The 13387-nt window shown below is 70.3% G+C and carries 9 protein-coding genes; 3 read left to right on the top strand and 6 right to left on the bottom strand.

All coding sequences use genetic code 11. The annotated features are described in order from the left end of the window. Positions 1–7: 7 nt before the first annotated feature. Complete coding sequence (locus C4J65_RS31765; protein ID WP_115745521.1) at positions 8–1312, bottom strand: extracellular solute-binding protein; 1305 nt, start codon at positions 1310–1312, stop codon at positions 8–10. A 138-nt stretch (positions 1313–1450) separates the two neighbouring features. On the opposite strand from C4J65_RS31765, the gene C4J65_RS31760 reads away from it, so the two are divergent. Then, positions 1451–2500: a LacI family DNA-binding transcriptional regulator gene (locus tag C4J65_RS31760; protein ID WP_205351100.1), complete on the top strand. Its 1050-nt coding sequence runs from the start codon at positions 1451–1453 to the stop codon at positions 2498–2500. A gap of 22 nt (positions 2501–2522) precedes the next feature. On the opposite strand, the gene C4J65_RS31755 is transcribed toward C4J65_RS31760, so the two are convergent. Further along, on the bottom strand, positions 2523–2966 hold the full coding sequence (locus tag C4J65_RS31755) for a tautomerase family protein (protein ID WP_115745520.1): 444 nt from the start codon (positions 2964–2966) through the stop codon (positions 2523–2525). Between the two features lie 71 nt (positions 2967–3037). Between C4J65_RS31755 and C4J65_RS31750 the strand changes: the two genes are divergently transcribed. Beyond that, positions 3038–3955 carry a LysR family transcriptional regulator gene (locus C4J65_RS31750; RefSeq protein WP_162833445.1) on the top strand — a complete coding sequence of 306 codons (918 nt, stop codon included), beginning with the start codon at positions 3038–3040 and terminating at the stop codon, positions 3953–3955. A 125-nt stretch (positions 3956–4080) separates the two neighbouring features. Here C4J65_RS31750 and C4J65_RS36915 read toward each other — a convergent pair whose 3' ends face one another. The 4 genes from C4J65_RS36915 to C4J65_RS31725 form a co-directional block, all read right to left on the bottom strand. Then, positions 4081–5958 (bottom strand): GNAT family N-acetyltransferase, encoded by a 1878-nt coding sequence (locus tag C4J65_RS36915; protein ID WP_240330568.1) that lies wholly within the window; start codon positions 5956–5958, stop codon positions 4081–4083. Between the two features lie 121 nt (positions 5959–6079). Further along, positions 6080–7012 carry a hypothetical protein gene (locus C4J65_RS31735; RefSeq protein ID WP_115745519.1) on the bottom strand — a complete coding sequence of 311 codons (933 nt, stop codon included), beginning with the start codon at positions 7010–7012 and terminating at the stop codon, positions 6080–6082. Positions 7013–7016: 4 nt separating this feature from the next. Then, entirely contained in the window at positions 7017–8120 is a 1104-nt protein-coding gene (locus C4J65_RS31730) for a C40 family peptidase (protein WP_115745518.1), read from the bottom strand. 180 nt (positions 8121–8300) lie between these two features. Then, positions 8301–10025: a carbohydrate-binding module family 20 domain-containing protein gene (locus C4J65_RS31725; protein WP_115745517.1), complete on the bottom strand. Its 1725-nt coding sequence runs from the start codon at positions 10023–10025 to the stop codon at positions 8301–8303. Positions 10026–10369: 344 nt separating this feature from the next. Between C4J65_RS31725 and C4J65_RS31720 the strand changes: the two genes are divergently transcribed. After that, positions 10370–13363 (top strand): carbohydrate binding domain-containing protein, encoded by a 2994-nt coding sequence (locus C4J65_RS31720; protein ID WP_115745516.1) that lies wholly within the window; start codon positions 10370–10372, stop codon positions 13361–13363. Positions 13364–13387 lie beyond the last annotated feature (24 nt).

Below are 13387 nucleotides of genomic sequence, written 5' to 3'. Positions count from 1 at the left end.
CCGTTCGTCACTCGGTCGGGAGGGCCTGCATGGCCTTGATGAAGCCGTCCGTGTCGAGCTGTCCGTTGAAGAACTGCTGGATGGCCTTGTGCATGTCCGAGCTCGCCTTCTGCGGGTACGCCTGGTCCCAGGACAGCTGGAAGTTCGGGGCGTCGGAGACGAGGTCGTACTGGAAGCGCGTGTACTCGGGGGTGGCCGAGCTGTCGATGAACTTGTCGGTGTTGGTCGTGGTCGGCAGGTTGCCGATGTCCAGGTGGGCCTTGACGAACTCGTCGGAGTACATGAGCTTCAGGAACTCGGCGGCGGCCTCGGGGTGCTTGGTCTTCTTCATCACCGAGTAGTAGTTGTTGGGGTTGCCGGCGACGTTGCCCGGGTCGCCCTTGCCGCCCTCGACGGTCGGGAAGGCGGTGTAGCCGAGGTCCTTCTCGGCGAACTCCTTGTGGTCCGTGAGCTGCTGGGAGTAGTACCAGGAGCCCATCAGCTCGAAGCCGGCCTTGCCGGAGGCCACCAGCTGGACCGAGCCGCCGTTGGTGTACTTGACGGAGTCGTAGTTCTTGCCGAAGGCGCCGGAGTCGACCAGCTCGCTGATCATGTCCAGGGCCTTCTTGCTGTCCGCGCTCTCCCAGGCGCTCTTGTCGCCGCCGATGGCCTTCGCGAACAGCTCCGGACCGGCGATGCGGTCGTAGAGGTACTGGAACCACATCTGGGTGGGCCACACGTCGCCGCCGCCGAGCGCGATCGGCGTGACACCCGCGTCCTTGAGCTTGCCCACCGCGGCGAGCAGCTCGTCCCAGGTCTTCGGCGGCTGGACGCCCGCGTCTTCGAGGACCTTCTTGTTGTGGAAGAGCAGGACCGGCTGGGTGCCGCGCATCGGTATGCCGTACGGCTTGCCGTCGACGACGGCGCTGTTGAAGACGGACGGGAGGAACTTGTCCTTGAGGCCCGGGTCCTTCTTGATGAAGTCGTCGAGCGGCAGCAGCAGGTCCGCCTTGACGAACGGCTTGATGCTGCCGCCGCCCCAGTTGTAGAAGATGTCCGGGGCCTGGGGGGTGTTGATGATCGTCTGGAGCTTCGTCTGGTAGTCGGCACCGGGGATGGTGTCGAGGACCGCCTTGACGTCGGAGGTCTTGTTGAAGGTGTCGACGATCTGCTGTTCGATCTTGTTGCTGGCGTCCCCGTAGACCAGGACATGGATCTTGCCGTCGTCCGACGACGCCCCGCCGTTCCCGTCACCGCAGGCCGACAGGCTCAGCGCCAGGGCGAGCGTCGCACCGGTGGCGACCAGTCTGGGCAAGCGCGCACGTGTCTTCATCGTTCGCCTTTCGAAAGTTTCGGCACCATCACCGAAAGTCCATGCTGGTCGGACAGTAAAGTGAGACCGGATTTCTGGTCAATGGCCGTGCGGCTGCCGACTCAAAACGTTATCGAGCGCATGGCCTATCCTTCCTGCATGCACGATGAAGTTGAGGTGGGCGCCCGGGTGACCCTGGCCGAGGTGGCGAAAGAGGCGGGAGTCTCTCCTCCGACAGTTTCGAAGGTCCTCAACGGTCGTTCGGATGTCTCCAGCGCCACCAGGGCCAGGGTGGAGCGGCTTCTCGAGGTGCACGGCTACCGTCGGCGCAACACGAGCCCGCCGCGCTCGCCGCTGGTCGAACTCGTCTTCCACGAGCTGGACAGCGTCTGGGCGATGGAACTCGTCCGGGGCGTGGAGGACGTGGCCAAGGCCAACCGGACCGAGGTCGTACTCACCCGCAGCGGTACTCGGCACGCGCCCGCGCCGGACTGGATCGAAGGCGTGCTCAGGCGCAGGCCGCTGGGCGTCGTGCTGGTCTTCTCCTCGCTCCCCGCGGAGGTCAAGCAGCGGCTGCGGTCCTGGGACATCCCCTTCGTCATCGTCGACCCGGCCGGCGACCCCGACCCCGACGTTCCGTCGGTCGGCTCGGCGAACTGGGCAGGGGGCCTGGCGGCCACCCGCCACCTCACCGACCACGGGCACGAACGCGTCGCGATCATCACCGGGTTCGAGGACATGCTGTGCTCGCTGGCCCGACTCGACGGCTACCGCTCGGCGATGACGATGGCGGGCCTGCCGATCGACCCGGCCCTGGTCCGGTACGGCGACTACAGCGTGGAGAGCGGCTTCGAGCACGGCATGGACCTGCTCGCGGGTCCCGGCCGGCCGACGGCGGTCTTCGCGGGCAGCGACCTCCAGGCGCTCGGGGTGCTGGAGGCGGCCCGTGTCAAAGGCCTGAGGGTCCCTCAGGACCTGTCGGTCGTCGGCTACGACGACGTGCCGCTGGCCCAGTGGTCGAGCCCGCCGCTGACCACCGTCCACCAGCCGCTGCGGCACATGGCCGAGGAGGCCACCCGGATGCTGTTCCGTCCGGACGAGCCCGGCCGGGCCGGCCGGCGCATCGAGCTGGCGACCCACCTCGTCGTACGGCAGAGCACGGCGCCGCCGGGCGGCGCTCCCGCCGCGCCCGGCGGCGCGGACACCTGACGAGGAGCCGCGGCGGCGGCCCCTACCGGCCCGGGTCCTCGGACACGCCCGGCAGGTCGGGCACGTCGGTCATGCGCTCGTCGTAGCCGGTGGCGGGGTCGACGACGCGGCCGGCGGCCCACCAGTTCTCCCTCGCCGTCTCGAAGGCCACCAGCATGACGTCCTCCTCGGGAACGTCCGCGTACAGCCGGAGGTTGGCGACGATCGCCCGGAACAGTTCCGCCTTCTGCTCCGCGCTGCGCCGGTTGAACGCCAACTGGATGAACAGGGTCCGCGGGGTGCGCCGCAGGCCGAACACGACCGGCTGTATGACGAAGTTGTCGTCGGCGACCTCGTGGAAGACGTGGAACTGGTCGTCCTGCGGGATCTTCAGCACGTCGACCATGGACCTGTGGAGGGCCTCGGAGACGAGGCGGCGGTACTGGGGCGTGGTTCCCTGCCGCAGGGAAACGGTGATCAGAGGCATGCTGCCGACGCTAGGAGCCCGGAGGGCATTCCGACAGCGAATGTTCGGCATGGTGGATATGCTGTCGCCTCATGGGCATGGCCGATGTGACTCTGGTCGGGCTGCGAGTGCTGCGTGCGGTGGCCGAGCGCGGCACCTTCACCGCGGCCGCGCACAGCCTCGGCTACACGCAGTCGGCGGTCTCCCGTCAGATGGCCGCGCTGGAACAGGCGGCGGGGGCCCGCCTGTTCGACCGCTTCCCCGGCGGTGTACGGCCGACCGGCGCGGGCCGCGCCCTGCTGCGCCACGCCGTCGCCGCACTGGACGCCCTGGAGGCGGCCGACCGGGAACTGCGCGGGGTGCGGGACGCCACCGGCCGGGTCCGGCTGGGGTACTTTCCCGCCGCCGGCGCGGTGCTCGTGGCCGACGCCCTGTCGGCACTGCGCCGGGAACACTCCCGTCTGCGGGTGACGACGCGGGAGGGGAGCACTCCCGCACTGGTGCGCGCACTGCGCAGCGGCACCCTCGACCTGGCGCTCCTGACCTCCCGGCCCCCGCACCGCTCACCCGACACGGACGACCCTGCCCTGCACGTCGAACCGCTGCTGGAAACACGCCTGGCCCTGGCCGTTCCGGCGGACAGCCGCTTCGCCGAACAGGGCACCGCGGACGTCGAGGACATCGCCGCGCAGCCCTGGATCGCCGGTCCCGGCAGCACGGACGAGCCGCTGCTCGGCGTCTGGCCGGGGCTGCCCGGCCGGCCCCGCATCGCGCACACCGCCCGCGACTGGCTGACCAAGCTGCACCTGGTCGCGGCCGGGGCGGGCGTCACCACGGCCTCACCGGCGCTGCTGCCCGTGGTCCCGCCAGGCGTCCGCTTCGTCGGCGTCACGGGCGTCGCGGAGGAAGTACGGCGCATCGACCTGGTGTCGCTGCCCGGCCGGCTCACGGCTCCCGCCGGGCCACTGGTCAACGCCCTGCGACGGCGCGCCGCCGACCTGGCCGGCTGACGCGCGGGCCGGCCGGGCCTCATGCCCGCCCGCAGGGCCGTGATCTCGGCCAGTCCGGGGGCGAAGGCCGCATCGACCCGTGTACCGGGTCGACGCCTGTCTGGCCAAGGACCCCGACGACGGGGTCAGGCGCCATCGTGGCGCCAGACCATGCTCCGTCCGGCCTCCGCGGCGGTCTGCGGTTCGTCCGCTTCGATGCGGAGCAGCCGGTACCCGATCCGGGGCGGTATCGCGGCGCTTCGGGCGTTGGCCTGGTCGCAGTGGATCTCCACGGCCTTGACGCCGGGGAGCCCCAGGCCCTCCTCGGTCAGCGCGGCCGCGGCCCGGGTGGCGAGTCCGCGGCCGGTGGCCGAGGAACAGACCCAGTAGCCGATCTCCAGGACGCCCACCTCGCCGTTCGGGAACATCGCGCCCCCGCCGAGCACCTGGTCGAGTCGGTCCGGCGGGGTCAGCACGTAGACGAAGGACCGCCCCGCGTCCCAGTCCGCGTCCTGTTCGGCGCGGAACCGCTCGGTCTCCTCGCGGGTGGGCGGATGCCGGGCCCAGCGAAGCCACTCACCCAGATGCTCGACGTCGGCGGCGACGGCGTCGATGAACGCGTCGTCGGAGACCAGGGAGCGCCGTCGCAGTACCGAGCCGTCCGGCAGTTCGATGCTCTCTCGCGGAAGCCCGGAACCTATTCCCTGTGTCATGTCTGCATCCTGGCCCACCCGGCCGGCTGCTTGAAGAGGACCTCGGTGAAGCTCCACGGCCTGCCGGAAGTCGTCGAGGGCCTCGGCGAACTCCGTGGCGGCCACGTGGAAGGTGGCTCTGCTCGTGAGAGCCGTGGCCAGGGCCCTGCTCCCGGCGACCGAGTCCTGCCGCCGCAGGTTCCGGGCCAGAGCCACGCCCTCGTCGAACAGCTCGCGCAGCCGTGCCTTCTGCCACCCCCAGGACAGGGCCCAGCGCACGGTGAGCATCCGGTGCAGCCGGATCTGTTCCGCCAGGCCGTCGGGGCCGTCCGGGCCGTCCGCCGCGCGGAGCGCGAGTCGGTCCACGTCGGCCCGGAGACTCTTACGGCTCTGGAAGTAGCGCTCCCTCACGTCGGGCGACCAGTGGTGGACCCCGGTGCCGACAGGCGGGCGGGGCTGTCCGGCCGCCGGTCGCTCGCTGTCGGCGACGGACATGAAGAACAGGAGGGCCCAGAACGCGGCGTGGTATCCGCTCCACGACTTCGCCTCCTCCTCCCCGTGGGCGGCCAGCTCCTGGAACAGGGCGAGCGCCTCCTGACGGACCTCCGTCGCCTCGGCCCGGCGGAGGACGCCGTCGAGCATCTGGGCATACCGGATCAGCACGTAGAGCCGGCAGGCCCGCGTCCCGTCCTTCACGGCCCCCGCCGCCAGCACGGCGAGCAGTTCCGCCACGGCGGTCAGCGCCTCGTCGGACCGGCCCGCGGCGTCGAGGGCGGCGATCCACTCCAACAGCGTCCAGGCGAACGTGCCGTCCTGCGGGCCGTGGGGGCGTCCGCGGGCCACGGACTCCGACAGCACGTCCGCCGCCTCCGCGTAGCGGCCCTCCTCCAGGAGTCCGGTGGCCCACGGGGACAGTCCCCACACCGCCCCGTCGCCGGACGACTCGGCCCGCGTCCGTCCGACGGCGAGCATCTCGGCCCGCACGGCGAGGCCTTCGGCGCGGCGGCCGAGTGTGTAGAGCGCGCGCTGACAGCCGTCGAGGGCGTCGTACAGCACGTCGGCGTACTTGGGGTGGGCCGGATCGAGGGCGCGTGCGGCGGCCACCGCTTCCTCACACAGGGCGAGTCGGTCCTCGGGGCGGTCCCGGTACATGCGGTCGTGGCTGAGATTCCGCAGCGCGCGTGCCAGCCGCGGCAGATACGCGGCGGGGCTGACGCGCGCGAGCACCCGGCAGGCGTCGACCTCCTCGCGTGCGGTCCGTCGTCCGGACGCGAGGAGTATGTTCCGCGCGCGCACGACGCTGTCCTGATCGACCTCTGTGGGCTTGGGCATGACGACGATTGTCAGCCTCGCCCACGCGTCGGGGAAGGCCGACGGGCTGTGCCGTCCGTCCTACGAAATCCACCTCTGAGCTGTCATGATGGACATGGATTCGCCCTCTGGCGGGCGGCCCTCAGGAAGACTGTCCGGGGGACCTGCCGGCCCGTCGGGTGAAGCGGCGCAGGCCGCGCCGGGCGGGTTTGAGGGGCTTGTCCTCGGGGGCGACGGCGGTGGGGGCCGAGCCGCTGCCCGCGGGCAGGGCCGCCGCAGCGGGCTCGGACTGCGGAGGTACGGAACGGCCGCCTTGTTCCAGCCGGGTCCGCACGGCTTGGGCCATGGCGTGGTGGGACGCCTCCTGGAGCAGGCCGGCCGCGGACAGCCGCTCCCACATGTGCAGCAGTTCCTGCCCCCGGGTGGCCACCTGGCTCTCGTCCCACAGCCGTTGCCATGCCGCGGTGGCACGGGCCACGTCGGGGGCGGCCCGGTTCAGGTCGGTGCGGCAGCGGATGCGGGCGACGGTCAGCGCGAGGACGGTGGAGAGCATGTGGTCGCCGCGCAGGTAGGCGAGGTAGGCCTCGATCGCCCGTGCCTCCAGGGAGAGTTCGTCCTCGGCACCGCGGCGCAGGGTCAGGTGTTCCCGCAGCGCGCTGGCGAGGACGAACGCGGCGTGCAACTCCTCGCGCTGCGCGTGCTGGATGATGCGCTCGACGCGGGCGAGCGGCGGGAACGCCTCCTCCTCCGCGGCGGTGCGCTCCCGCCCGGGCGGCAGGTCGTCCTCGTCGGCGATGGTCCGGCTGGAGCCGTCGGGGAGGACCCGCAGGCGCGCCACCTGTTGCACGGTGCGGTCGATGACGGTGGCCGCGACCGGGGCCCCCAGGGTGCGGGCGAACATGGCGACGGCGTCGAGTATCGCCTCGTTGGGCGGTCGCATGCCGCCCATCTCCAGCAGGTGGCCGTTGACCACCGTCGACCCGTCCTCGGCCACGTAGGCGTCGAGGCGGATCAGCGGCGGGGCGGCCAGTGCGGGCAGGTTCCCCTCGTCACGGGGGGTCAGCGAGTGGGTCATCCGGTCAGGCTCCGGGTCGTACGACGCCGAGGACGGGCATGGAGGCGGCCGGCGCGGTGGTGATGTTGCGGCCGGGCCGCGGTGCGTGGACGATCTGTCCGCCTCCGATGTACATGCCCACGTGGGTGGCGTCGTTGTAGTAGATGATCAGGTCTCCGGGGCGGGCCGAGGACAGGCTGACGCGGGTCAGGCCGCCCCACTGTGCCTGCGAGGTGCGGGGAATGGGGTGCCCGGCCGCCGCCCAGGCGGCGGAGGTGAGTCCGGAGCAGTCGTACGAGGACGGGCCCACCGCGCCCCACACGTACGGTTTGCCGATCTGCGCCATCGCGAAGCCCACGGCCTGCCCGGCCGCTCCGCTCACCCGCGTCCCGCCGCCCGGCGCCCGCCCCTTGCCCTTGCTCTTCCCCGAAGAACCGCCGGAGGAGCCGCCGGACTCCGTCCACCTGGCCTCGGCCTCCCGGGTGCGCTGGTTTTCCAACGCGGCCAGCCTGCGGGTCTGTTCCTCCTCGAGTCCGGCCTCGATCCGCTCGGCGGAGGCGATCTTCTTCTCGATCTTCTGCTTCGCCGCGGCCTTGTCCGCACGGCTGCTCTTCAGCTCCAGCAGTTCCTTCGAGGCGGCCTCGGTCTGCTCGCCCAGTGCCTCGCGGGCGGTCTTCTGGGTCTCGGAGACGTTGACCAGGCCGCGCATGGCCTGGCGGGCCTGGGATGCCTCGTCGAGAGCCTGTTCCGGGTGGTCCCCGAGCAGCAACTGGATGCCGGTGGCGGCGAGATCGCCCCCGCGGTACTGGGTCCGGGCGGCCGCGCCGGCGAGGTCGCGCAGGTCCTTCACCCGCTTCTCGGCACGGGTGAGGTCCTTGCGGAGGGTCGTCAGGCGCTTCTCCTGTTTGGCCGCATTCTCGTTCGCGGCGTTGTAGGCCTCGGTGGCCACTTCCGCCTCACGGTAGAGGCCGTCCAGTTCGTCGCGGATGTCCTCGATCGACTGGTCGGCGTGCGGGTCGGGGTCGCCCGGGGCCGCGTAACCGGGGCCGGGCAACAGGATGATCGCGCAGACGAGGGCTGCTGTGGTGCCCCGACTCCGTAACCGTCTGCCGCCGGTCGACACGTTCATGAGCTCCACTCTCAGAGGTCGCGTGCGGGCGGACCGGACGGACGGCTGCCGCCGCGGTCGCCACCGCGGGTCGCGCGGTGGGCCGTTCGGGTCTTGAACACATTACCTTCCCCCGAACGGCCCACCCGGTCTCCCCACGTGTGTCGGCTTGCTCACACGCAACTGTTCACCGGGCAGTGCTCAGTTGCGCCAGGTGTCGTTGAGAGCGGTCTTCGTGGTGTTCACCGTCGCGGTGCGGTTGGCGCCGCTCTCCCAGGTCACGTTGCCCGCCCCGTCCTTGCGGAGGTACTTGTACTCGATGGTCGTGCCCTCGGGGAGTTCGACGTCGCCCTTCCACGCCGGGTAGGCGGCCGGGTCGAGTTCGAGGGCGCTGCCCGGGTTCCAGTTGCCCAGTTCCGGCCGGTTGCCGGTCACGTAGATGTTCTGGCCCCAGCTGGTGGTGGCGTCGACCGCGAAGGACACGCCGGAGGACACCGGGTCGGGGTCGCCGGGATCGCCGCCGCCGTCACAGGTGCGGGCGCCGACGTGCAGGGCCACGGCGGTGTTGGCGCCCAGGGTGGCGGTGAACCGGCCTGCCCCGTCGACCGTGACGCCCTTGCCCGTCTGGACGTCGCAGTAGTCCCCCGCGGGCAGCGAGGTCTGGAACGTACGGGTCAGTGAGGTGCCCTCGTGGTTGATGGCGACGTACGCCTTGGAGCCGCGGCCGAAGGCGATCTGGTCCCCGCCGTTGTCCCACCAGTCGGTCACCCCCTGGCCGCGTGCGGTGTTGCGGAGGCCGACCATCGAGGAGATCTCGCGCCAGGCGTGCTGGCACTTCCATCCGTCGCTGTAACAGGCGTTCACCTGACCGCCGCTCGGCGGGCCCGCGTCGTGGTCGCTGAACTCGTAGCCGGAGTGGACGTCGGGGCTGCCGTACGGCCAGGCCAGCATGAAGACGTGCGCCAGGGTGTAGGTGGCGCCGTCCTTGTAGGTGAGGGTCTCGCCGTTGCGCTCGGTGTCGTGGTTGGTGACGAAGACGGCGGCCTTGTCCGAGGGCAGGTAGCCCCAGGCCTCGCCGAAGTTCTTCAGGTAGGCGAGGTTCTCGCCGTTGAAGACGCGCTTGAGGTCGCGTGCGTAGCGGAACTCCTGTACGTCGCCGCTGCCGACGTACTCGGCCGGGGACACGGCCTCGCCCGCGCCGTAGATCGCCTCGTGCTTCCAGTAGACGTTCGGGTCGCTGAGCCGGGACTTGATGTCGGCCAGGTCGGCGGCGGCCATGTGCTTGGCGGCGTCGATGCGGAAGCCGTCGACGCCGAGGGACAGCAGGTCGTTGAGGTAGCCGGCGATCTTCCCCCGGACGTAGTCCTCGCCGGTGTCCAGGTCCGCGAGGCCGACCAGTTCGCATTCCTGGACGTTGAAGCGGTCGCCGTAGTTGTTGATCTGCGAGGTGCAGTTGTCGAGGTCGTTGGACGAGTAGAGGCCGGGGTAGTCGTACTTGGTGTACGACGAGCCGCCGGTGCCCGTGCCGTTACCTGCCGACATGTGGTTGACGACCGAGTCGGCGACGACCTTCACCCCGGCCGCGTGGCAGGTGTCGACCATGCTCTTGAACTGGGCGCGGTCACCGAGGCGGCCCGCGATCCGGTAGCTCACCGGCTGGTACGAGGTCCACCACTGTCCGCCCTGGATGTGCTCCTGGGGCGGTGAGACCTGGACGTAGCCGTAGCCGGCCGGGCCGAGGGTGTCGGTGCACGCCTGGGCGACGGAGGTGAACTTCCACTCGAACATCACCGCGGTGACGTCCTTGTCGCCGGGTGGGGACGCCTGGGCCGGTGCCGTGGTGGCCAGCAGGCTGCCGGCCACGCCGGCGGTGAGGGCGAGCGCGGTTGCGGTGATTCTTCGCGCTGGGCTGGTGTTCCCGTGCATGGAGTCTCCCGTGTGAGGATGCGGGTGTCCCGGGTGCGGTGCCGACGAAGTCTGGGGAGTCGGCAGGCACTTGCAGTGTGTTGCAGCAAGAATGCTGCAAGCGGTTGCGGTCGTGACCGTACGGGCGGCCTTCAACCACGGTCAACCCCTCCCGCACGCCGGAAAGTTGAAGCGCGACCTCTTTACGACGTCGCCGCGTACGGGTACCTTCCGGCTGCCGTAAGAGATTTCTGCAACTTTCCGTTCACCCTTTCAAGCCCGTCGCGTTCGATCGCCCGCCCGCTGCTTCGCCCGCCTCCCCGGAGACACGCATGAGACGCACGAGACGCACGAGACGCATCCGTATGCGGTGGCTCGGACGGCCGTTGGCCGCGGCCGTCACCGTCGGCGCCGTCCTGTCGGTGGCGCCCGCCCCACCCGCCATCTCCCCCACCGCCTCCCCCGCCACAGACTCCGCCGCGGCGGCAGCCGAGGCCGGAAACACGGCGACCGTCTTCTACTACACGAAGACGAAGAACTGGGACCGGTATAACCTGCACTACGCACCCGACGGCGGTTCCTGGACCGAGGTCCCCGGCGTGGCGATGGAGGCCGCGTGCCCGGACTGGGTGAAGCGGACGGTCCCCCTGGGCAGCGCCGAGGGGCTGCGGGCCACCTTCAACAACGGCTCGGGCACCTGGGACAACAACGGGGGCGCGAACTACGCCCTCGGCACCGGCGCCATCACGGTCAAGGACGGCGTGATCGCGCACTCCGACCCCTGCGACGGGGCCCAGGATCCCGGCCCGGCACCGGGGGACGGCAACCTGGCCACCGTCTACTACTCCACCCGCACCCTCGGCTGGACCACCGCCAACATCCACTACCGGCCCGCGGGCGGCTCCTGGACCGCCGTCCCCGGCGTCGGCATGCGGGCCGCCTGCGCGGGCTGGTGGAAGAAGGACGTCGACCTGGGCGCGGCCACCTCGATGACGGCCGCCTTCAACAACGGCAACGGAGTGTGGGACAACAACAAGGGCGCCGACTACACCCTGCCGGCCGGCGTCACCACCGTCGCCGACAACACGGTCACCGCCGACGCCGACGACCCGTGCGCCGGGGAAGCGCCCGACACCCAGGCGCCGACCGTGCCCGCCGGGGTGGAGGCACAGGCCGACGGCGTGTCCGTCGTGCTGACCTGGGAGCCGTCCACCGACGACACAGGCGTCGCCAAGTACCAGGTGACCCGCAGCGGCGGCACCGGGGGCGAGGTCGTGAGCGACGTCGGCTCCACCGTCTTCTCCGACACCGGCCTGGAGGAGAGGACCACCTACACCTTCACCGTCAGGGCGACGGACGCCGCGGGCAACGTCTCCGCGGCCTCCGCCGCCGCGATCGCCACCACCGGCACGAAACCGCCGGCACCCGCGGCGGGCAAGCCCCTGGCCACCGATCCCCGCAAGGACCCGATCTACTTCGTCCTCACCGCCCGCTTCAACGACGACGACAGCTCCAACAACCGCGGCGGCAGCCAGCACGAGAGGTCCGGCAACGCGGCGAACGACGACCCCATGTTCCGGGGCGACTTCAAGGGCCTGGTGAACAAGCTCGACTACATCAAAGGCCTCGGCTTCTCCGCCGTGTGGATCACACCCGTGGTCCTCAACCGCTCGGACTACGACTACCACGGCTACCACGGCTACGACTTCTACCAGGTCGACCCGCGCCTGGAGTCCGCCGGCGCCTCCTACCAGGACCTCATCAACGCGGCCCACGCCAAGGGCATGAAGATCTACCAGGACGTCGTCTACAACCACTCCTCCCGCTGGGGCGCCAAGGGCCTGTTCACCCCGACGGTCTACGGGGTGCGCGACTCCCAGTGGAGCTGGTACTACGACGAGAAGCAGCCCGGCTTCGAGTACGACGGCCTGACCGTCGAACCCAAGAGCGGCAAGTCCTACTACAACGGCGACCTGTGGTCCACCACCGAGCCGAGTGGCAACACCTGCGTGGACTGGGGCAAGCCGACCGGCGCCAAGAGCCCCGAGGGCTACACCCTCTACAACTGCCAGTGGCCCAGCCCGACGTCCGGCATGTTCCCCAAGGCGCTCTACCACGACTGCTGGATCGGCAACTGGGAGGGCGAGGACTCCCGTTCCTGCTGGCTGCACGAGGACCTCGCCGACTTCAACACCGAGAATCCGCAAGTGCAGAACTACCTCATCGGCGCCTACGACAAGTACATCGACATGGGCGTCGACGGCTTCCGCGTCGACACGGCCGTGCACATCCCGCGCACCACCTGGAACCGCCGCTTCCTGCCGGCGATCCAGGAGCGCGTCGCCCAGCAGCACGGCGCCGAGGCCGCGGCGAACTTCTTCGTCTTCGGCGAGGTCGCCGCCTTCGTCAACGACAAGTGGAACCGCGGCTCGGTGAACCACTCGGCGCAGTTCTACACGTGGAAGGAGCGCAGGGAGTACAGCGCCGACGACGAGAAGGCCGCGCTGGAGATGTACGAGTACGAGCAGCAGCAGGGCACGGGCAACCAGCCGACGTCCACGAACGCCTTCCTGGACGGCAACAGCTACCACACCCCGGACCACAGCCGCTTCTCCGGCATGAACGTCATCGACATGCGCATGCACATGAACTTCGGCGACGCGAGCAACGCCTTCCACAACGGCAAGGACTCCGACGACAGCTACAACGACGCCACGTACGACGTCGTCTACGTCGACAGCCACGACTACGGCCCGAACAAGAGCAGCGAGCGCTACACGGGCGGCACCGACGCCTGGGCCGAGAACATGTCCCTGATGTGGACCTTTCGCGGCATCCCCACCCTCTACTACGGCTCGGAGATCGAGTTCCAGAAGGGCAAGAAGATCGACTGCGGCCCCACCTGCCCCCTCGCCACGACGGGCCGCGCCTACTACGGCGACCACCTCGCCGGTGACGTGACGGCCTCCGACTTCTCCCGGGTCGACTCGGCCACCGGCGCCGTCGCCACAACATTGGCACAGCCCCTGGTCAAGCACGTGCAGCGGCTCAACCAGATCCGCCGTGCCGTCCCCGCCCTCCAGATGGGCCAGTACTCCACGGACGGCATCACCGGCGACATGGCCTTCAAACGGCGCTACACCGACGGCGGCACGGACAGCTTCGCCCTCGTCACCGTCTCGGGCGGCGCCACCTACAGCGGCATCCCCAACGGCACGTACCGGGACGCGGTCACCGGAGACACCCGAACCGTCACTGACGGCCGGCTCACCGTCGCCGCCCCCGGCAAGGGCAATCTGCGGGTGTACGTCCTGGACGGTCCCGGGAAGATCGGGACGGACGGCCCCTATCTGAAGTAGGCCGGAGGAATCCTCCGACGTGGG

The sequence above is a fragment of the Streptomyces sp. CB09001 genome, from assembly GCF_003369795.1.
GTDB lineage: Bacteria > Actinomycetota > Actinomycetes > Streptomycetales > Streptomycetaceae > Streptomyces.
Note: the sequence above shows the minus strand (reverse complement) of the source record. Positions and strands in the feature narration are given on the sequence as shown.

What these genes read in the sequence shown, in the direction of transcription:
- C4J65_RS31765 (WP_115745521.1), bottom strand. Translation starts at nt 1,312, where the DNA reads ATGAAGACACGTGCGCGCTTGCCCAGACTGGTCGCCACCGGTGCGACG.
- C4J65_RS36915 (WP_240330568.1), bottom strand. Translation starts at nt 5,958, where the DNA reads ATGCCCAAGCCCACAGAGGTCGATCAGGACAGCGTCGTGCGCGCGCGG.
- C4J65_RS31750 (WP_162833445.1), top strand. Translation starts at nt 3,038, where the DNA reads ATGGGCATGGCCGATGTGACTCTGGTCGGGCTGCGAGTGCTGCGTGCG.
- C4J65_RS31760 (WP_205351100.1), top strand. Translation starts at nt 1,451, where the DNA reads ATGCACGATGAAGTTGAGGTGGGCGCCCGGGTGACCCTGGCCGAGGTG.
- C4J65_RS31735 (WP_115745519.1), bottom strand. Translation starts at nt 7,012, where the DNA reads ATGACCCACTCGCTGACCCCCCGTGACGAGGGGAACCTGCCCGCACTG.
- C4J65_RS31730 (WP_115745518.1), bottom strand. Translation starts at nt 8,120, where the DNA reads ATGAACGTGTCGACCGGCGGCAGACGGTTACGGAGTCGGGGCACCACA.
- C4J65_RS31755 (WP_115745520.1), bottom strand. Translation starts at nt 2,966, where the DNA reads ATGCCTCTGATCACCGTTTCCCTGCGGCAGGGAACCACGCCCCAGTAC.
- C4J65_RS31720 (WP_115745516.1), top strand. Translation starts at nt 10,370, where the DNA reads ATGCGGTGGCTCGGACGGCCGTTGGCCGCGGCCGTCACCGTCGGCGCC.
- C4J65_RS31725 (WP_115745517.1), bottom strand. Translation starts at nt 10,025, where the DNA reads ATGCACGGGAACACCAGCCCAGCGCGAAGAATCACCGCAACCGCGCTC.